This window comes from Tardiphaga sp. 841_E9_N1_2 (genome assembly GCF_051811065.1).
Taxonomy (GTDB): domain Bacteria; phylum Pseudomonadota; class Alphaproteobacteria; order Rhizobiales; family Xanthobacteraceae; genus Tardiphaga; species Tardiphaga robiniae.
In genome coordinates this window covers 1,857,413-1,874,326 of record NZ_JBPWQC010000001.1, presented here as the reverse complement: position 1 = coordinate 1,874,326, position 16,914 = coordinate 1,857,413, and the positions used below count along the sequence as shown (strand labels likewise).

General features: G+C 63.2%; 17 protein-coding genes and 1 pseudogene. 9 read left to right on the top strand and 9 right to left on the bottom strand.

Annotation, left to right across the window (positions count from 1 at the left end; translation table 11 throughout):
- The first annotated feature begins 40 nt into the window (after window positions 1-40).
- The gene (locus tag AB8A50_RS09005; RefSeq protein ID WP_093761470.1) at window positions 41-1,105 is read left to right on the top strand and encodes a Ppx/GppA phosphatase family protein; all 1,065 of its coding nucleotides are present in this window, start codon (window positions 41-43) and stop codon (window positions 1,103-1,105) included.
- Window positions 1,106-1,195: 90 nt separating this feature from the next.
- Entirely contained in the window at window positions 1,196-1,906 is a 711-nt protein-coding gene (locus AB8A50_RS09000; RefSeq protein ID WP_068730972.1) for an RlmE family RNA methyltransferase, read from the top strand.
- Between the two features lie 21 nt (window positions 1,907-1,927).
- On the opposite strand, the gene AB8A50_RS08995 is transcribed toward AB8A50_RS09000, so the two are convergent.
- From AB8A50_RS08995 to AB8A50_RS08980, 4 genes are all read right to left on the bottom strand, one after another.
- Complete coding sequence (locus AB8A50_RS08995; RefSeq protein WP_439077457.1) at window positions 1,928-2,794, bottom strand: DMT family transporter; 867 nt, start codon at window positions 2,792-2,794, stop codon at window positions 1,928-1,930.
- Window positions 2,795-2,860: 66 nt separating this feature from the next.
- Window positions 2,861-3,397 carry a TetR/AcrR family transcriptional regulator gene (locus AB8A50_RS08990; protein ID WP_439077456.1) on the bottom strand — a complete coding sequence of 179 codons (537 nt, stop codon included), beginning with the start codon at window positions 3,395-3,397 and terminating at the stop codon, window positions 2,861-2,863.
- 203 nt (window positions 3,398-3,600) lie between these two features.
- Window positions 3,601-3,864 carry a hypothetical protein gene (locus AB8A50_RS08985; RefSeq protein WP_439077455.1) on the bottom strand — a complete coding sequence of 88 codons (264 nt, stop codon included), beginning with the start codon at window positions 3,862-3,864 and terminating at the stop codon, window positions 3,601-3,603.
- Window positions 3,865-3,867: 3 nt separating this feature from the next.
- Complete coding sequence (locus tag AB8A50_RS08980; protein WP_115029190.1) at window positions 3,868-5,343, bottom strand: MFS transporter; 1,476 nt, start codon at window positions 5,341-5,343, stop codon at window positions 3,868-3,870.
- Window positions 5,344-5,653: 310 nt separating this feature from the next.
- Here AB8A50_RS08980 and guaB point away from each other — a divergent pair, with 310 nt between their 5' ends.
- From guaB to AB8A50_RS08965, 3 genes are all read left to right on the top strand, one after another.
- Complete coding sequence (gene guaB, locus AB8A50_RS08975; protein ID WP_089263865.1) at window positions 5,654-7,141, top strand: IMP dehydrogenase; 1,488 nt, start codon at window positions 5,654-5,656, stop codon at window positions 7,139-7,141.
- Between the two features lie 255 nt (window positions 7,142-7,396).
- Window positions 7,397-8,023: a hypothetical protein gene (locus AB8A50_RS08970; RefSeq protein ID WP_089263866.1), complete on the top strand. Its 627-nt coding sequence runs from the start codon at window positions 7,397-7,399 to the stop codon at window positions 8,021-8,023.
- Window positions 8,024-8,111: 88 nt separating this feature from the next.
- Window positions 8,112-9,134, top strand: coding sequence for an NADP-dependent oxidoreductase (locus AB8A50_RS08965; RefSeq protein ID WP_439077454.1), 1,023 nt, complete (start codon window positions 8,112-8,114; stop codon window positions 9,132-9,134).
- A 41-nt stretch (window positions 9,135-9,175) separates the two neighbouring features.
- On the opposite strand, the gene AB8A50_RS08960 is transcribed toward AB8A50_RS08965, so the two are convergent.
- Together AB8A50_RS08960 and AB8A50_RS08955 are read right to left on the bottom strand one after the other, a co-directional pair.
- Window positions 9,176-10,024 carry a metallophosphoesterase family protein gene (locus AB8A50_RS08960; RefSeq protein WP_439077453.1) on the bottom strand — a complete coding sequence of 283 codons (849 nt, stop codon included), beginning with the start codon at window positions 10,022-10,024 and terminating at the stop codon, window positions 9,176-9,178.
- Window positions 10,025-10,094: 70 nt separating this feature from the next.
- Window positions 10,095-10,748: an acriflavin resistance protein gene (locus AB8A50_RS08955; RefSeq protein WP_439077452.1), complete on the bottom strand. Its 654-nt coding sequence runs from the start codon at window positions 10,746-10,748 to the stop codon at window positions 10,095-10,097.
- Between the two features lie 224 nt (window positions 10,749-10,972).
- Here AB8A50_RS08955 and AB8A50_RS08950 point away from each other — a divergent pair, with 224 nt between their 5' ends.
- The 4 genes from AB8A50_RS08950 (at window position 10,973) to rpiB (ending at window position 14,963) form a co-directional block, all read left to right on the top strand.
- Complete coding sequence (locus tag AB8A50_RS08950; RefSeq protein WP_439077451.1) at window positions 10,973-11,323, top strand: hypothetical protein; 351 nt, start codon at window positions 10,973-10,975, stop codon at window positions 11,321-11,323.
- Window positions 11,324-11,363: 40 nt separating this feature from the next.
- The gene (locus AB8A50_RS08945; protein WP_439072086.1) at window positions 11,364-12,671 is read left to right on the top strand and encodes an RsmB/NOP family class I SAM-dependent RNA methyltransferase; all 1,308 of its coding nucleotides are present in this window, start codon (window positions 11,364-11,366) and stop codon (window positions 12,669-12,671) included.
- A 172-nt stretch (window positions 12,672-12,843) separates the two neighbouring features.
- Window positions 12,844-14,451: a glutamine-hydrolyzing GMP synthase gene (gene guaA / locus AB8A50_RS08940; RefSeq protein WP_439077450.1), complete on the top strand. Its 1,608-nt coding sequence runs from the start codon at window positions 12,844-12,846 to the stop codon at window positions 14,449-14,451.
- Window positions 14,452-14,513: 62 nt separating this feature from the next.
- Window positions 14,514-14,963, top strand: coding sequence for a ribose 5-phosphate isomerase B (rpiB, locus tag AB8A50_RS08935; RefSeq protein ID WP_439077449.1), 450 nt, complete (start codon window positions 14,514-14,516; stop codon window positions 14,961-14,963).
- Between the two features lie 101 nt (window positions 14,964-15,064).
- Here rpiB and AB8A50_RS08930 read toward each other — a convergent pair.
- The 3 genes and pseudogenes from AB8A50_RS08930 to AB8A50_RS08920 all read right to left on the bottom strand — a co-directional run.
- A pseudogene (locus AB8A50_RS08930) lies at window positions 15,065-15,268 on the bottom strand (VapC toxin family PIN domain ribonuclease); the annotation flags it as partial.
- Window positions 15,269-15,373: 105 nt separating this feature from the next.
- Window positions 15,374-15,973, bottom strand: a complete 600-nt coding sequence (locus tag AB8A50_RS08925) for an NADPH-dependent F420 reductase (RefSeq protein ID WP_439077448.1) — start codon at window positions 15,971-15,973, stop codon at window positions 15,374-15,376.
- A 109-nt stretch (window positions 15,974-16,082) separates the two neighbouring features.
- Window positions 16,083-16,817: an SDR family NAD(P)-dependent oxidoreductase gene (locus tag AB8A50_RS08920; RefSeq protein WP_439077447.1), complete on the bottom strand. Its 735-nt coding sequence runs from the start codon at window positions 16,815-16,817 to the stop codon at window positions 16,083-16,085.
- Between the last annotated feature and the right edge of the window lie 97 nt (window positions 16,818-16,914).

The following is a 16,914-nucleotide window of genomic DNA, read 5'->3' as shown; positions in this document are numbered from 1 at the left end:
TTTCCACGCCGGCCGGAACGGTCGCGGAAAGACAGATTGAATGGATGATGACACGCGGCTTCGCGGCGGCCATGGGCCGGGCGAGGGTGTGCAGGGATTGGTTGCGGCATTGGCCGACGGCGGGCGCGAAGCCGCATGCGCCAACACCTATGCCGCGCTCGATCTCGGAACCAATAATTGTCGCCTGCTGATCGCCTGTCCCACGGGCGACAGTTTTCGCGTGGTCGATTCGTTTTCACGGATCATCCGGCTGGGCGAGGGCGTCTCGACATCCGGCGTGATCAGCGACGCCGCGATTGCCCGCGCGATCTCGGCTCTCAGCATCTGCCGCGACAAGATCCGCGCGCGGGACGCACAGCGGCTGCGGCTGATCGCAACCGAGGCCTGCCGCGCGGCCTCGAATTCGGACGCGTTTCTCGACCAGGTGGCGCGCGAAACCGGCATCACGCTGGAGATCATCGATCGCGAGACCGAAGCGGCGCTGGCTGTGATTGGCTGCTCGCCGTTGATCGATCCGCAGGGCCGCGGTGCCATCCTGTTCGATATCGGCGGCGGCTCGTCGGAACTGGTGCGCATCGAGCGTGATCCCACGGATCCCAAGGGCAAACCGTTGATCAAGGCGTGGATGTCGATCCCGCTCGGCGTGGTGACGCTGGCCGAGAAATTCGGCGGCAAGCACGTGACCCGGGACAGCTACACGCAGATGATTGCGGAGGTCGCCCGGCACGTGGCGCCGTTCGCCGCCGAACATGCCGGCGATCTCGACGGCATGCATATGCTGGGCACCTCGGGCACAGTAACCACGCTGGCCGGCGTCTATCAGGGGCTGGCGCGCTACGATCGCCGCCGCATCGACGGCATCTGGCTCAGCAATGCCGAGCTCGACGAGACCATCTCCAGGCTGCTCGACATGACCTACGCGGAACGCGCCGCCAACCAGTGTATCGGCCCCGACCGTGCCGATCTGGTGCTGTGTGGCTGTGCCATTCTGGACGCCATCCGCAACGCGTTCCCGCTGCCGCGGCTGCGTGTGGCGGATCGGGGGCTGCGCGAGGGCATGCTGGTGGAAATGATGCGCGAGGATGGCGCGATCCGCGCGTCCTGAGCCTGATTTTCCCGATTCAGAGCGAATATTCGGGTTTCCCGCCATGCCGTGCTAAGGGAAACGCGAATAGCTGAAAGCAAGCACGAGACCATGGCCAAAGACACCACCGGACGCCTGCGGATCCAGGTCAAGAGCGCCGGCAGAATGAAACTGTCGTCGAAGCTCTGGCTCGACCGCCAGCTCAATGACCCCTATGTGCAGCAGGCCAAGAAGGACGGCCTGCGCTCACGCGCGGCCTACAAGATCATTGAAATCGACGATAAGTACCGCTTCCTGAAGCCCGGCCTGTCGGTGGTCGATCTCGGTGCTGCGCCTGGCGGCTGGAGCCAGATCGCGGCGCGGCGCGTCGGCTCGGCCGAGGGCAAGGGGCAAGTGGTGGCCATCGATCTCCTGGAAATGCCGGAGATCGTCGGCGTGACCTTCGCCCAGATGGACTTTCTCGACAATGATGCGCCCGACAGATTGAAGGCGATGATGGGCGGTCTCGCCGACGTGGTGATGTCCGACATGGCGGCCAACACCACCGGCCATCGCAAGACCGATCAGCTCCGCATCGTTGGCCTCGTCGAGGATGCTGCGGCCTTCGCCGCCGACGTGCTCAAGCCCGGCGGGACTTTCGTTGCGAAGGTGTTCCAAAGCGGCGCGGATGCCACGCTGATGACGCAGCTGAAGCGCGACTTCGCGACGGTGAAACATGTGAAACCGGCCGCGAGCCGCAAGGACTCGTCGGAGCGCTATGTGCTGGCGATGGGGTTTCGCGGCGTGGCAGGTGATCACCGGCTCGGTGAGCACGACAACTAGGTCGTGAGCGCATACGCGACTCTAAGTCCGATTTGGTAGAGCGCTCGATCTCACTTGTGTGATGGCAACACCGGAGATGGCGAGCAGCGCCCCGACAATCAACGTTGGAGTGATATGCTCGTCAAGGAACAGCACGCTTGAAATCAGGGCAAAGACCGGAAGAAGTAAACCGAATGGTGCCACGCGGCCCATGGTGCAGCGAGCGATGAGCCAGAACCAAAGGCTAAATCCAACAATTCCTCCGATGAAAACGGTGTAGGCGAGCGCGAGCCAACCACGTTCATCCGCCGCGACGAGGGACGTCAATTGTCCATCTTCAAGGACAAACGACATCAGCATCACCTGTGGCACCGTGAAGAGAGAGGACCACCCCGTCAACATCAAGGGGTCAAAGGGTCCGTGCCGCTTCGTTAAGACGTTGGCGACCGCGAAGGCGAGTGCTGCCCCAACCACCAGCAGAATCGGAATAGCGTTTGCAGACAGACCAGGCCCCGCTGCAAGCACGACCACGCCGAGAAATGCCAGCAACACCCCACTAGACGTTATGAGAGACGGTCTCTCCGCGAGCAGCGGCCAAGCCAAGAGGATGGTGAAGGGCGTGGCGAGTTGATATGCGACGGCCGAAATACTTCCGGAGCCGAGCCCGAGGCCGACATAGAAGAGGCCGAAGTTCAGCCCACCAAGAAAGACCGAGATCGCGGCGACAGGGCTGAGCTCCTGACGTGCAGGCTTCTTGACGAACGGAACGAGCAGCAATGCCATAGCCAGAAAGCGCAGGCCAAGGAAGAAAAGCGGCGGAAATTCCACAATGCCCACCTTGATGACCACGAACTGATAACCCCAAAGCAAGGGCACCATCACCGCGCAGACAATCTGGATGAGCGACATGACACTTTCCATTCAAGACTGTTCAGTCCAGATATAGGTGCGTTCAACCAGCAGCGCCTTGACGCGTTACCTGCTGAAGCGTTCGAGAAGAGCGTCAACGGTGGCTTGCGATGTGCTTCGTGTCGGACGCGTTTTACCTACGACACGCAGCCCCTCGACGAAGCAGACCAGCAGTCGCGCCGCGCTTGCAGGCTCGACACCATGAGCCAACTCGCCTGCGGCCTTCGCGCGCAACAGCGCATTGGCTACTTTGGTCTCCATAGCTTTGAAAAAGCCGCCGATGCGGCGATCGACTTCCGGGTCGCGGCCACCCAACTCCATGGCTGTCGCGACCAGCAGGCATCCGCGGCGACCATTGGCGCCACTCGTCCGATCGACGTAACCAGCAAGGTAGGCCCGTAGGCCAGCGACTGGCGCGCCACGCGGGTCGAGTTCGATGTCGATTCGTAGCAGGGCGTCGGCAATGTAGCGATCGAGCGCACGCAGGAAGAGTCCGCGCTTGTCACCGAAGGCGGCGTAGAGACTGCCACGCGAGAGGTTCGTCGCTTGAAGAAGGTCCGGAAGCGCCGTGGCATGATAGCCGCGCGACCAGAACACGTTCATGGCGCGCTCGATGGCAGCTTCCGTGTCGAAACCTCGGGGGCGGCCGCGCGGCAACCGCACAGGGGAATGATGTTCCATTAGTGATATATGGACCGATTGGTCGTGAATTGCAAATGACAGCTTAAGGTGATGGGCGCGGGGAGTTTATGACAGGGCGCGCTTTGGGCGATCTGTCGGCTCTCGTCATCTTACGGTCGGATGATTTACTTCGCGCTCTCGCATTTCGGCGACAGCATTGGCACGTTCGGCCACGACCAGTTGCGCCATGATCCATCACGCTCGACACAGGCGCCCGGTGGTTTGACGGGAGCCGTATCGGTCTGCTCTTTGGCATCCTGCGCGGTCACCTGCTCAACGGGCGCGGGCTTCGGCGGAAATCGCCTGTTCACATAATCGAACGACATGACGCCCGCGATGATCGTGAGGACGATCGTGGCGAGACCTATGGCCCATTGCGAGCGCGTCACAACTCACCCCAGCTTCTGATCCCTTGCATCTGCGGTGCCTTCGCTGGCCGCCTTGACGGCGGCTTTTGCCTCGCCCTTGCGGCTCGCAATATCGATCACTTTGCGGCCGGAGATTTCATGGCCGGCGTCGTCCGGCATCTGCCAGAAGAACCAGGCCGAGGCTGCCGAGATCACGGACACCACGAGGAAGGCCGGTGCAAAATCGGCGGCCGACAATTCGGTCATGCCGCGCATCAGCATGGTAGATTCCACAGAGAACGCACCGATCGCGACGCCGGCGGAGATCGACAGCTGCTGGTTGACACTGACCAGCGTGGTGGCGCGGCTCATCTGTGCCGTCTCGACCTCGGCATAGGCGACCGTGTTGATCGCGGTGAATTCGAGCGAGCGGAAGAAGCCGCCGACCACCAGGATAATCAGGATCAGCATCAGCGGCGTGGTCACCGTGAACAGCGCACAGGCAGCAAGGAATACCGAACTCACCACGGCGTTGACGGTCATCACATTGCGGAAGCCGAAGGCGCGGATGATGCGCGCTGCCAATGTCTTCATGCCCATGGCGCCCACCGCCGAGCCGAAGGTCACCATGCCCGACTGGAACGGCGACAGGCCGAAGCCGACCTGCATCAACAGCGGCAGCAGGAACGGCAATGCGCCGATGCCAAGCCGGAACAGGAAGCCGCCGATGATGGCGGCGCGCAAGGTCACCAGCCGCATCAGCGAGAAGTCCAGCACCGGGGACGCGGTGCGCCGGGCATGGATCACGTAGAGGGTCATCGACACCGTGCCGATGCCGACCAGTGCGGCGACGATCGGCCATGGCAGCAGATTGAGGCCCGCGACCGATAGGCCGAAGGCGATGCCGGCGAGGCCGACGCCGGCCAGCACCAGACCCAGCAGATCGAAGCGCTCCGGATCCTCCGAGCGGATCGGATCGATGAAGCGCAACGCAAGATAGATGCCGAGGCAGCCGATCGGGATATTGATCAGGAAGATCCAGTGCCACGAGAAGTAGGTGGTGATGAAACCGCCCAGCGGCGGTCCGATCACCGGGCCGATCAGCGCCGGCACCGTCATCCACGCCATGGCACTAACGAGCGCGCTTTTGTCGATGGAGCGCAGCAGCACGAGGCGTCCCACAGGGGTCATCATGGCGCCGCCGAGGCCCTGGATGATACGGGCGATGACGAAATGCGTGACCGATTGCGACAGCGCGCAGCCGATCGAGCCGATCATGAACACGCCGATGGCGATGGAGAACACGGCGCGTGCGCCGAACCGGTCGGCGGTCCAGCCGGACGCCGGAATGAATACCGCGAGCGAGAGCAGGTAGGAGGTGATCGCCAGCTTCAACGTCAGCGGACTGGTGCCGATATCGGCGGCAATCGCCGGCAGCGAGGTCGCGATCACCGTGGAGTCCATGTTCTCCATAAACAAGGCGGAGGCGACGATCAGCGGGATCAGGCGTTCTTTATTCATGAAATTATTGATGATTCTTACGAGTGCCCAAGCTGCGGGCGCTTTAACATCCTGCCGGGGCGTGGGCTATTGCGAGAGGCCGAATACCTTCTAAATCATCCGTGACTGCGCCCGCCCGGCTGAAGGCCGAAAACGCCCAAAATGCCTGTGCATGGCTGCCAAACGCTTTGATTTCGCGCAGCAGCATGCTATCGACCACCGCCAATCCTACTTATGGGTTCAGATTCGACGACGGTGTCCTGCGCCGCCGTCGAATTGGTGTATCCAGAGGTTTCTACCGCGATCCCGAGGTCGCCGCATGGAGTTGGCAATGGCAGTCGTTCAGAAGATCCGCGAAGCGTACACGTTCGATGACGTTCTGCTGAAGCCCGGCCTGTCGGACATCCTGCCTTCCGACGCCGATATCCGCTCCCACGCCACCCGTGCCATTCCGCTCAACATTCCGATCATCGCCTCGGCGATGGATACCGTCACCGAGGCCCGCATGGCGATCGCCATGGCGCAGGCCGGCGGCCTCGGCGTGATCCACCGCAACTTCGATCCGGAAGGCCAGGCTGCCCAGGTGCGCCAGGTCAAGAAGTACGAGTCCGGCATGGTGGTAAATCCGCTCACCATCGGCCCCGATGCCAAGCTGGCCGAAGCGCTGGCGCTGATGAGCGAACACGGCTTCTCCGGCATTCCCGTCGTCACCGGTGCGAGCAAGGACGTCCCTGGCAAGCTGGTCGGCATCCTCACCAATCGCGACGTGCGCTTCGCCAGCAATCCGAACCAGAAGATTTCCGAACTGATGACGCACGAGAATCTCGTGACCGTGCGCGAAGGCGTCAGCCAGGACGAAGCCAAGCGCATGCTGCACAAGCATCGCATCGAGAAGCTGCTGGTGGTCGATGACCAGTATCGCTGTGTCGGCCTGATCACCGTGAAGGACATGGACAAGGCTGTCGCGCATCCGCTTGCCAGCAAGGACGCGCAGGGCCGTCTGCGCGTCGCCGCTGCGACCACCGTGGGCGAGGGCGGTTTCGAGCGCACCGAGCGTCTGATCGATGCCGGCGTCGATGTGGTCGTTGTCGACACCGCGCATGGCCATTCCATGCGCGTGCTGGAAGCCGTCACGCGCATCAAGAAGATTTCGAACTCCGTGCAGGTGATCGCCGGCAACATCGCCACCACCGAAGGCGCGCAGGCGCTGATCGATGCAGGTGCGGATGCGATCAAGGTCGGCATCGGCCCGGGCTCGATCTGCACCACACGCATCGTCGCCGGCGTCGGCGTGCCGCAGCTCACCGCGATCATGGATGCGGTGGAAGCCGCGAAGAAGCACAACATTCCGATCATCGCCGACGGCGGCATCAAATTCTCCGGCGATCTCGCCAAGGCGCTCGCTGCCGGCGCTGACATCGCCATGGTCGGCTCGCTGCTCGCGGGCACCGACGAGACCCCCGGCGAAGTGTTCCTGTGGCAGGGCCGTTCCTACAAGGCCTATCGCGGCATGGGCTCGGTGGGCGCCATGGCGCGCGGTTCGGCGGATCGCTACTTCCAGCAGGACATCAAGGACACGCTCAAGCTGGTGCCGGAAGGCATCGAGGGCCAGGTGCCCTATAAGGGCCCGGTGGCCAATGTGATGCATCAGCTCGCCGGCGGCCTGCGCGCCGCCATGGGCTATGTGGGCGCCAAGACGCTGACCGAATTCCACGACAAGGCAGAATTCGTCCGCATCACCAGCGCCGGCCTGCGGGAAAGCCACGTGCATGACGTGACGATTACCCGTGAAAGCCCGAACTATCCGGGCGGCGCTTAACTATATGCGTGATATGCGGCACTTTCGCAGTGCCGCATAGGCATCGCTGCCTAAATTGAGCCCCACAGATCGGCGAAAACGCGCTACTGTTCGCGCGTCACGTGCGCTGTCGGCCATGGATGTCCCGTTATGGATTTCCAGGACCGGACGAACCCGGCCGCGGAGCTTGGCTCCGCGCCGCGTTGTGATGCTCATTTTCGACAATGACCTCGTCACGCGTCGAAGTAACACCCGCAGAAAAGAACGTTGGATACTATGGCCATTGAATGGACGGACGAACGCATTGCGGCTCTCGACACCGCGCAACTGAAAAACCTGCGTGAGAACGCCACACGCCGCGAGGTCACGGCGCTGGTTGAGCTTTGCACCACCGAGCTCGCCAAGCGTAATGCCGACAAGCCGCGCAGGATCGGCCAGCCGCGCAGCGAGGCCAAGCAGTTCGAGCATGACATGTCGGCGGAGCTCGCCACCGTCGGCAAGGCGATGGCCGAGAAATACGATCTCTCCGAAGCGACCGCCAAGGCGAAGTCCGAAGGCGTGAAGGGCTTCAAGGCGCACAAGCTGCTCGGCTCCGATGGCCATGCCAAGCTCGGCGGCATGCAGCGCGATGGCTCGGTCGCAGTCGATCGCTACATCTCCTATCGTCGCGGCACGGATATCGCGTCGCTCAGCGTGTTCCTGCTCAAGGATCAGCCGATCGAGGCGCATGAATTTCAGGTCATCGCGCCGCTGACGATGCTCGACGGCGGCAAGCCGGTGGCTGAAATCCGTCCGACGGCAACGGCGGCGCAGAAGCAGTCGGCCGACGGCGGTCTGTCTTTCAAGGATCTCGACAGCGCAGCTGCAGCATTCGACAAGGTGCTGGCGAAGATCACGGCCTGATATTTGCCGGTTTACGTTTTGAATGCGGCGCGCGATCATCGCGCGCCGCATTTTTTTTGCGATCAAGAAAGAGAAACGGAGAAGTCCCATGTCAGCAGCCAAACGCGTCGTTCTCGCATCGCGCCCGCACGGTGAGCCCGGCCCATCGAATTTCCGTATCGAGGATTATGCGGTGCCGACGCCAGGCGCAGGCGAAGTGCTGCTGCGCACGATCTGGCTGTCGCTCGATCCCTATATGCGCGGCCGCATGAATGACGGCCCGTCCTATGCCGCGCCGGTGCCGGTGGATGGCGTGATGGAAGGCGGCACGGTGTGCGAGGTGATCGCCTCGAACAATCCGGGTTTTGCCAAGGGCGATATCGTGCTCGCCCATGCCGGCTGGCAGACCCATGCGATCTCCGACGGCAAAGGCCTGCGCAAACTCGATCCGACGCTGGCACCGATCTCGACGGCCGTCGGCATTCTCGGCATGCCGGGCATGACCGCCTATACGGGCCTGCTTGCCATTGGAAATCCGCAGGCCGGCGAGACAGTGGTCGTTGCCGCAGCCTCCGGCGCGGTCGGCTCTGCGGTCGGCCAGATTGCGAAGATCAAGGGCGCACGTGCCATCGGCATCGCGGGCGGTGCTGACAAGTGCCGTTATGTGAAGGAGGAGCTCGGCTTCGACGAATGCCTCGATCATCGCGATCCGGATTTTCCGGCGAAGCTGAAGGCTGCATGCCCGGGCGGCATCGACGTGTATTTCGAAAATGTCGGCGGCGCGGTGTTCGAGGCGGTGTTTCCGCTGCTGAATTTCTTCGCACGCATTCCGGTATGCGGGCTGATCGCGCAATATAACGACACTACGTCGGAAGCACCGAAATGGGCCGGCGCGATGATGCGCAACGTGCTCACCAAGCGTCTCAATATTCGCGGCTTCATCGTGCGCGACTTCGCCTCGATGCATGGCGACTTCCTGCGCGACATGTCGCAATGGGTGCGCGAGGGCAAGGTGAAGTACAAGGAACACGTCACCGAAGGTCTCGATAACGCGCCAACGGCATTCATGGGGCTGCTGAAGGGCAAAAACTTCGGCAAGCAGCTGGTGCGTGTCGGCGCCGACAAGATTTAGCCTCTGACGTCGTCCCCGCCGGCGCGGGGACGACGTCAGGTTTACGTACGCGCTGTGCCGTCCGCATTGATGACGGTGAACAGATCGATGTCAGTCTGGCCCGGCGCGCGGCGGTGGCGAACTTCAAAGCCGCCGGGCTGGAAACTGTATTCGACGAGCCCGACTTCCTTGACGCCGATCGTCTCCTGCTTGTCCTCCGGACGAATGATGAAACTGCTTGAGGGCGCCCAGATGTGCCTGACGCCGCGCCATATGTAGTCGCGCCGCTGGTGGACATGACCACAGGCGACGAGCCGCAGATCGACAGGGTCAAGCAGATCTATGAGACGCCGGCGCGCCGGCATCGGGACGTAGCGGATCGACGTTGCGGTCAGTTCCGGATCGTCCGGGGCATTCAGAAATAGCGGCTTGTGGATGAACAGCGCCAGCGGTCGTCCGTTCAGGCCCGCCAGTTGCGAGGCGAGCCAGTCGAACTGCTCCTCTTCGCAGGCGAGCCCGCTATTCATGATCAACGAGTTCAGACCGATGAAACACCAGCCAGCCGCGTTGAAGCGCCAGTGATCGTGTCCAAAGACCGACACGAATGCCTGCCGGTTCTGCTCGGAAATCAGCTGGCTTGGCGGCGGGGCGACCAGAGTCGGGTTGTCGCCGATGTCGTGATTGCCCGGCAGATAGCGGCAGGCGACGGGAAGGGCGTCATGCTGTGACCTGGCGAAGGCGAGGTCATCGGGATGGCCCGGGCCATCGAAGGCAAGGTCGCCGCTATTGATGACGAGGTCTGGCTTTGCCGCGTCGATGAACGTGCAGACGCGCTGGAAATTTGCGACGAATTGCGGAAAGCCCGCGCTAAGATGCGTATCGGTGATCTGGATCAAGCGGAATTCGGACATGGCGGGAACTCCTCTGGCGGGGAGTGTAGCCATCTCGGATGTCAGTCAGATGGCTCGGGCGACCGAAAGGTTAGATCACGCGATATCTGATCGCATAGCCGTCGTTGGTGCGGGCCGTCTTGCCTGCGCGGGCTGAGGCGCTCACCTGATCGACCAGATGCCACGGGCTGAATTCAGTCGAGTGGCTCGGGCTTGCGGCCAGCCGCAGTTTGAAGATCAGCGGTGCTTCGCCCGGCACGTTCACGATCATCACACGCTGCGCGGTGCGAAATTTCAGCGGCACCGTACCCCTGAGAATGCTCTCGCCCTTGTTCGTGAAAGTCGGGCCTTCGCTGATGGCGGCGAGGGCCTGGTTACGGTCGGTATGCAATTCGATCTGCGTGGCTTCCGCGATGATCTTCGCCGCGACCGCGTCGGGCAGGCGGATTTCGAATTCGACAGCGGGTCTGGTCGGATTGATGCCGAGATAGCCCAGTGCCGTGTGGCGCATGTCGGTGGCGGCGAAGGCCAGCAGGCCCAGCACGGCCAGCGCCGCGACGCCGTGGTGGACCACGTCATGGACCGAGCGATACCGGGCTCGGAAATAGAGATTCAGCAGGATGGCCACCGCGAGCGCTGCGGCGGCGCCAGCCAGGGTGGACATCATGAGGCCGGCCCAGCTGTCCGGGTCGCCGGGCGTCAGCATCGCAAAGAGGGCATCGAGATAGGCCATGGCAGGGCTCACGGGCAGAACTCTTGAGGTTGGCGCGCCGCCGGGCAGCGCCTGCAAATGGGTGTCGAGGGCGGCCCAGCCGGTTCAATGGAACCCGTGATGGAACCAGCATGGAACTCATATGGAACTCTTGAGCCGGTTAATCGTCATGTTCCAAGGGGCGGGTCTGTAGCGCGAGCGGGGTGCCGTGCGGCTCTGAATTCCGGCCCTGAATTCCCATGGCTGAGGAAATTTCAATGTCGATTCAATGGGTTTTGTTGCCGGTCTTCGTGCTGGTGGCGATTACGCTGGGCATGTTCTTCTGGACCGGCCGGCGCGGCGGCCTGCTGAGCCGCAACGACGCCGGCGATCTGCCGAATACCGCTCCGCAGCTCGACCTGCTGTTCTATGCGCTGATCGCCATCGGCCTGCCGCTGCGCAAGATCGATCTGGTGCTGGTCTGCCTGTCCTGGATCTTCGTCATCGCCCGCTTCGTGGGCGCCGGGTTCATTGCCAATAGCCGGGGATCGGAGGCATGGCTCGCCAGCGCGCTTGTGTTGTTGGCGATGTGGTTCTACTTCGCGCTACGGATGCTTCTCCTGATCTGATCGGGAGCGGCGTCGCGCCTCTCTCCGTCGAAAGATTGCCATGACTCCCGCCGCCCGCCTCTCCGCCGCGATCGAAGTGATCGAGGCTATCGACACCCAGCGTGTCCCCGCCGCCAAGGCGCTGAAGGAATGGGGCACCGCGCACCGCTTCGCCGGCTCCGGCGACCGGGCCGGGATTTCCGGACTGGTCTGGGATGTGCTGCGGCGGCGCGCCTCCAGCGCCTGGATCATGGACGACGACACGTCGCGGGCGCGGCTGCTCGGCATGCTCAAGGCCGAGCGCAGGATGGATGTCGATACGATTGCCGCGCTCTGTGACGGCAGCGGTTTTGCGCCGGCGCCGCTGTCTGACGCGGAGCGTTCGGCGCTGGCGTCGCGCACGGTGGCGGATGCACCGGCGCATATCGCCGGCGATTATCCGGAATGGCTCGACGGCCAGCTGGCCGATGTATTCGGCGACGATCGCGTGGCGGAAGCCACCGCCATGGCCAGCCGCGCGCCGCTGGACCTGCGCGTCAACACGCTGAAGGCCAAGCGCGAGAAGGTGCTGGGCTCGCTGCGCCATCTCGGGGCCACCGAGACGCCGTGGTCGCCGCTGGGGCTGCGGATCGATCTCGGCGCCGATGCGCGCAATCCCGGCATCCATGCCGAGGAGGATTTCATCAAGGGCGGCATTGAAGTTCAGGACGAGGGCTCGCAGCTCGCGGCCCTGCTGTCTGGCGCCAAACCCGGCGAACAGGTCATCGATCTCTGCGCCGGAGCCGGCGGCAAGACGCTGGCGCTGGCGGCGATGATGCAGGGCAAGGGCCGGCTGATCGCCACCGATGCCGACAAGCGCCAGCTCGCGCCGATCCACGAGCGGCTGTCGCGTGCCGGTATCCACAATGCCGATATCCGCACCCCGAAGGGCCCGGACGACACGCTCAGCGACATCCACAACTCGGCCGACCTCGTGCTGATCGACGCGCCATGCACCGGCACCGGCACCTGGCGCCGCAATCCCGACGCCAAATGGCGGATGCGGCCGGGCGCCCTTGAGGTCCGGATCAAGGACCAGGCCGAGGTCCTCGACCGCGCGGTGGCGCTGGTGAAGCCGGGCGGGCGGATCGCCTATGTGACCTGTTCGGTACTCCCGCAGGAAAACCGCGACCAGATCCGCGCCTTTACCGCCCGGCAGCCGGAGTTTTCGGTGGTGCCGCCGGCGCAGGTGATGTCGGTGCTGTGGGACAAGGCCGAGGATTTCGCCGCCGCGACGTATCAGAGCCCGGAAGGCCTGCTGATGACCCCGCGCCGGACCGGAACAGACGGGTTTTTCGTGTCGGTGATGAAGCGCCAGCCGGTAGGCTGAGACCCCTCCGCCGTCATTGCGAGCGCAGCGAAGCAATCCAGAAGGCCACAAGCGAAGACTGGATTGCTTCGTCGCAAGGGCTCCTCGCAATGACGGGGATAGGCCGGTGCAGGGCTGCCATGACAGCCTTTTCAGCCTTGCGACCCCGCCGTGAGTCGCGTAATTCCTCGCTATGACAGCCCCCAGCAAAAGCTCCGTTTCGCCCGCCGATCCGTCACCCCATGTGGCCGCGGCGCATGACAAGATTCTGATCGTCGATTTCGGCTCTCAGGTGACGCAGCTGATTGCGCGGCGTGTCCGCGAGGAGGGCGTCTATTCCGAAATCGTGCCGTTCAACAAGGCGGAGGCTGCCTTCGCCGAAATGAAGCCGAAGGCCGTGATCCTGTCCGGCGGCCCGGCCTCGGTGCTCGACGACAATGCGCCGTCGGCGCCGCTGTCGATCCTCACCGCCGGCGTGCCGGTGCTGGGTATCTGCTACGGCGAGCAGACCATGGCGCAGCAGCTCGGCGGCACCGTCGAAGCCGGCCATCACCGCGAATTCGGCCGCGCCGCGATCGAGATCACCGACACCTGCGCGCTGTTCGACGGTGTGTGGGAAGTGGGTGGCAAATACGACGTCTGGATGAGCCATGGCGACCGCGTCACCAAGATGCCCGACGGCTTTCGCGCCGTTGCCAAGGCGCCAGGCTCGCCGATCTCGATCATCGCCGACGATGTCAGAAAATTCTACGCGATGCAGTTTCACCCCGAAGTGGCGCATACGCCCGACGGCGCCAAACTGATCCGCAACTTCGTGCGCAACATCGCCGGTTTCACCGGCGACTGGACCATGCGCGCCTTCCGCGAGGAAGCCATCGAGAAGATCCGCGCCCAGGTTGGCAAGGGCAAGGTGATCTGCGGTCTCTCCGGCGGTGTCGACTCGGCCGTTGCGGCCGTGCTGATCCATGAAGCGATCGGCGATCAGCTCACTTGCGTGTTCGTCGATCACGGCATGCTGCGCAAGGACGAGGCCAAGACCGTCGTCGACCTGTTCCGGCATCACTACAATATCCCGCTCGTGCATGTGGATGCGTCCAAGACATTCTTGGGTGAGCTCGAAGGCGTCACCGATCCCGAAGTGAAGCGCAAGACCATCGGCCGCCTGTTCATCGACGTGTTCGATGCCGAGGCCAAGAAGATCGGCGGCGCCGACTTCCTCGCACAGGGCACGCTGTACCCCGACGTGATCGAGAGCGTGTCCTTCACCGGCGGACCTTCAGTCACCATCAAGTCGCATCACAATGTCGGCGGCCTTCCGGCGCGCATGAACATGAAGCTGGTCGAGCCTTTGCGCGAACTGTTCAAGGACGAGGTGCGCGATCTTGGCCGCGAACTCGGCCTGCCGGATATCTTTGTCGGCCGTCATCCGTTCCCCGGACCGGGCCTCGCGATCCGCTGCCCCGGCGAGATCACCCGCGAAAAGCTCGATATCCTCAGAGAGGCCGATGCCGTCTATATCGACCAGATCCGCAAGGCCGATCTCTACGACACCATCTGGCAGGCCTTCGCTGTCCTCTTGCCGGTGAAGACCGTCGGCGTCATGGGCGACGGCCGCACCTACGAGTACGTTGTCGGCCTGCGCGCGGTGACCTCCACCGACGGCATGACCGCCGACTTCTACGCCTTCGACATGAAGTTCCTCGGTGAGACCGCAACGCGGATCATCAACGAGGTCAAGGGCGTCAACCGTGTGGTGTATGACATCACCAGCAAGCCGCCGGGCACGATCGAGTGGGAGTGAGGGGGAGTTGATCCAACTCGCCCAAGCCGCCAAATTGCTTCGGGAAACGAGACGACTTCTCCATGACAGGCAGCAACCGCATCGTCCTCTCCAGCGACCACGCCGCCATTCAGCTCCGACAGGCCGTTGCCGCTCATATCGCGGCGCATGGCTGGGTGGTGGTCGACATCGGACCGACGACGCCGGAGAGCACACACTATCCTAAGCACGGCGAAGCGGCGGCGCGGCTCGTCGCCTCCGGCGATTGCCGGTTGGGCATCATCCTGTGCGGCACCGGCCAGGGCATCATGATGGCGGCGAACAAGGTAAAGGGCATCCGTTGCGGCGTTTGCGCCGACACATTCTCAGCCCGCATGATCCGCCAGCACAACGATGCCAACATGCTGTCGATTGGCGCGCGCGTGGTGGGCGAAGGGCTGGCGCTCGATATCGTGGATGCGTTCCTGACCGCTCAGTTCGAGGGCGGCCGGCATGCGACGCGGGTGGGGATGATTGGGGCGCTGGAGGGGTAGTGCCGCTCCTTGCTTCTTCTTCGGGAGCGAATAGCGAAGCGTATTCCGCCGAATCCGCCGCTATCAGTTTTGAATGATTGGTGGGGCAGGGCGCGCTGCCGTCACGCCAGCAACTTCGTCATCACGCCCAGCACCGGCTCGGCTTCGGCCAATCGCTGATCCAGCTGCTGCACCGTGGCACCATGCTCCCAAGAGATCGCAAGATGCAGCGCGTCGCCGGCACGGAGCCCGAGCGTGTGTTGATCGACAAATTTTGCTGCCGTCCAGAAGTGTGAGCCAGTCAGAGGCGACACGGTAAAACTGTCGACGATCAGTCTTTTGATCATAGAGCAGCACCGGATAGCCGGGGACACTAGGGCGCATCCTCGGCCATCGACAGCGGTCGACCGATTCTCACAGTCGCCGATCGATCACTGCTCCTTCTTGAACAAATCCTGGAAGATGAGCTGGCCCCAGGTGCGGCCGCGTGCGTGCACCAGCGCGCCACCTTCGTTGAGCTTTCCCAGCTTGACGGGTGCGAAGCCGAGTTGCTTGGCCAGGGCCGCCACGGGAGCGATCGCGTCCTCGTCGTCAGCAGACAGAAAGACGACCCGGTGCCCGCCCGCGACGACCGGATCGGTCGCCAGGGCGGCTGCGCCCAGGTGATTGAAGCCTTTTACGAACCTGGCGCCGGTGAATGCCTTCGCGACGACGGCGGAGCCCGGGAGACCGTCCGGCTCGTCGGGGCCCGGAAACAGGTTCATCGCGTCGATGACCGTCTTGCCATCCCAGCTCGGCAGGATCTTCGCAACCTCGCGATGCTCGGCGAAAGGGACCGCCAGGATGATGGTGTCGGCCTCGAGCGCATCCCGCAGCGACCTGGCGACGACCCCGGGTCCAATCGCCCGGGCCTGCGGCGCCAATGCCTCGGGCGGCCGGCGGCTCGCGACGGTCACGTCGATGTTCTTACGGGCGAAGGCGTGGGCGAGGGCCTGGCCTATCTTGCCGAAGCCTACAATTGCGTAGCTCATAATCTTCTCCGATTTGTTTTGATATTGATTCACGGCCTTCGAGGGCGCCGGGGTTATTCGGTCCGCGGTGGCGCCCGCGTAGAGGTCCTGCGGTGAACGAGGTGCGATTTCAGATCGCCGAGAAGCCGCCGTCGACAGACAACTCCAGCCCGTTCACGAAGCTTGAATCGTCTGACGCAAGAAACAGTGCGACCGCCGCAATTTCCTCAGGGCGACCCATCGTTCCCCGCGGGATCAGGGATTCGAACATCTGCTTCGCCTCCGGGGTGAGAACCTGGTCCTGCATCGGTGTGGCGATCGGTCCCGGGTGCAGCACGTTCACCCGGATATTCCTGCTCTTGAGTTCGTTGAGCCATCCGCGTGCGAATGCGTGCAGCGTCGCCTTGCTCGCCGCATACACGCTGTAACCGGGAAAACCTTTGAGCGAAGCCACTGAGCCGGTCATGAAGATCGATCCGCCGTCGTTGAACAGCGGCAACGCCTTCTGAACAGTAAAGAGCGTGCCGCGCGCGTTCAGGCCGAAGGTCGCATCGAAATGCTGCTCGGTAATTTCGCCCAGTGGGACGGCTTCGCCCGTGCCGGCGCTCGCGTACAGGATATCGATGTTACCCTTGACCCGCTTGACCGTATCGAACACGCGGTCGAGGTCGTCGAGATTGGCCGCGTCGCCGCGTACGCCGGTCACGTTCCGACCGATCAGCTTGATGGCCTCGTCGAGCGCCTCCTGCCTCCGGCCCGTGATGAACACATAGGCGCCTTCTTCGACGAACAGCTTGGCGCTCGCCAGCGCCATGCCGCTCGATCCACCCGTGATGACTGCAACCTTACCGTCTAGCTTTCCCATAACTTCTCCTGTCGTGGTGTCGGGACTGTCCCCGAGAACCTGGAGATGGGTCTGCCGGCGTCAGGCGTTGAGTGCGGAAGCGCGCACATCGGTGGTG

What these genes read in the sequence shown, in the direction of transcription:
- AB8A50_RS09005 (WP_093761470.1), top strand. Translation starts at nt 41, where the DNA reads ATGGATGATGACACGCGGCTTCGCGGCGGCCATGGGCCGGGCGAGGGT.
- AB8A50_RS09000 (WP_068730972.1), top strand. Translation starts at nt 1,196, where the DNA reads ATGGCCAAAGACACCACCGGACGCCTGCGGATCCAGGTCAAGAGCGCC.
- AB8A50_RS08995 (WP_439077457.1), bottom strand. Translation starts at nt 2,794, where the DNA reads ATGTCGCTCATCCAGATTGTCTGCGCGGTGATGGTGCCCTTGCTTTGG.
- AB8A50_RS08990 (WP_439077456.1), bottom strand. Translation starts at nt 3,397, where the DNA reads ATGAACGTGTTCTGGTCGCGCGGCTATCATGCCACGGCGCTTCCGGAC.
- AB8A50_RS08980 (WP_115029190.1), bottom strand. Translation starts at nt 5,343, where the DNA reads ATGAATAAAGAACGCCTGATCCCGCTGATCGTCGCCTCCGCCTTGTTT.
- guaB (WP_089263865.1), top strand. Translation starts at nt 5,654, where the DNA reads ATGGCAGTCGTTCAGAAGATCCGCGAAGCGTACACGTTCGATGACGTT.
- AB8A50_RS08970 (WP_089263866.1), top strand. Translation starts at nt 7,397, where the DNA reads ATGGCCATTGAATGGACGGACGAACGCATTGCGGCTCTCGACACCGCG.
- AB8A50_RS08965 (WP_439077454.1), top strand. Translation starts at nt 8,112, where the DNA reads ATGTCAGCAGCCAAACGCGTCGTTCTCGCATCGCGCCCGCACGGTGAG.
- AB8A50_RS08960 (WP_439077453.1), bottom strand. Translation starts at nt 10,024, where the DNA reads ATGTCCGAATTCCGCTTGATCCAGATCACCGATACGCATCTTAGCGCG.
- AB8A50_RS08950 (WP_439077451.1), top strand. Translation starts at nt 10,973, where the DNA reads ATGTCGATTCAATGGGTTTTGTTGCCGGTCTTCGTGCTGGTGGCGATT.
- AB8A50_RS08945 (WP_439072086.1), top strand. Translation starts at nt 11,364, where the DNA reads ATGACTCCCGCCGCCCGCCTCTCCGCCGCGATCGAAGTGATCGAGGCT.
- guaA (WP_439077450.1), top strand. Translation starts at nt 12,844, where the DNA reads ATGACAGCCCCCAGCAAAAGCTCCGTTTCGCCCGCCGATCCGTCACCC.
- rpiB (WP_439077449.1), top strand. Translation starts at nt 14,514, where the DNA reads ATGACAGGCAGCAACCGCATCGTCCTCTCCAGCGACCACGCCGCCATT.
- AB8A50_RS08925 (WP_439077448.1), bottom strand. Translation starts at nt 15,973, where the DNA reads ATGAGCTACGCAATTGTAGGCTTCGGCAAGATAGGCCAGGCCCTCGCC.
- AB8A50_RS08920 (WP_439077447.1), bottom strand. Translation starts at nt 16,817, where the DNA reads ATGGGAAAGCTAGACGGTAAGGTTGCAGTCATCACGGGTGGATCGAGC.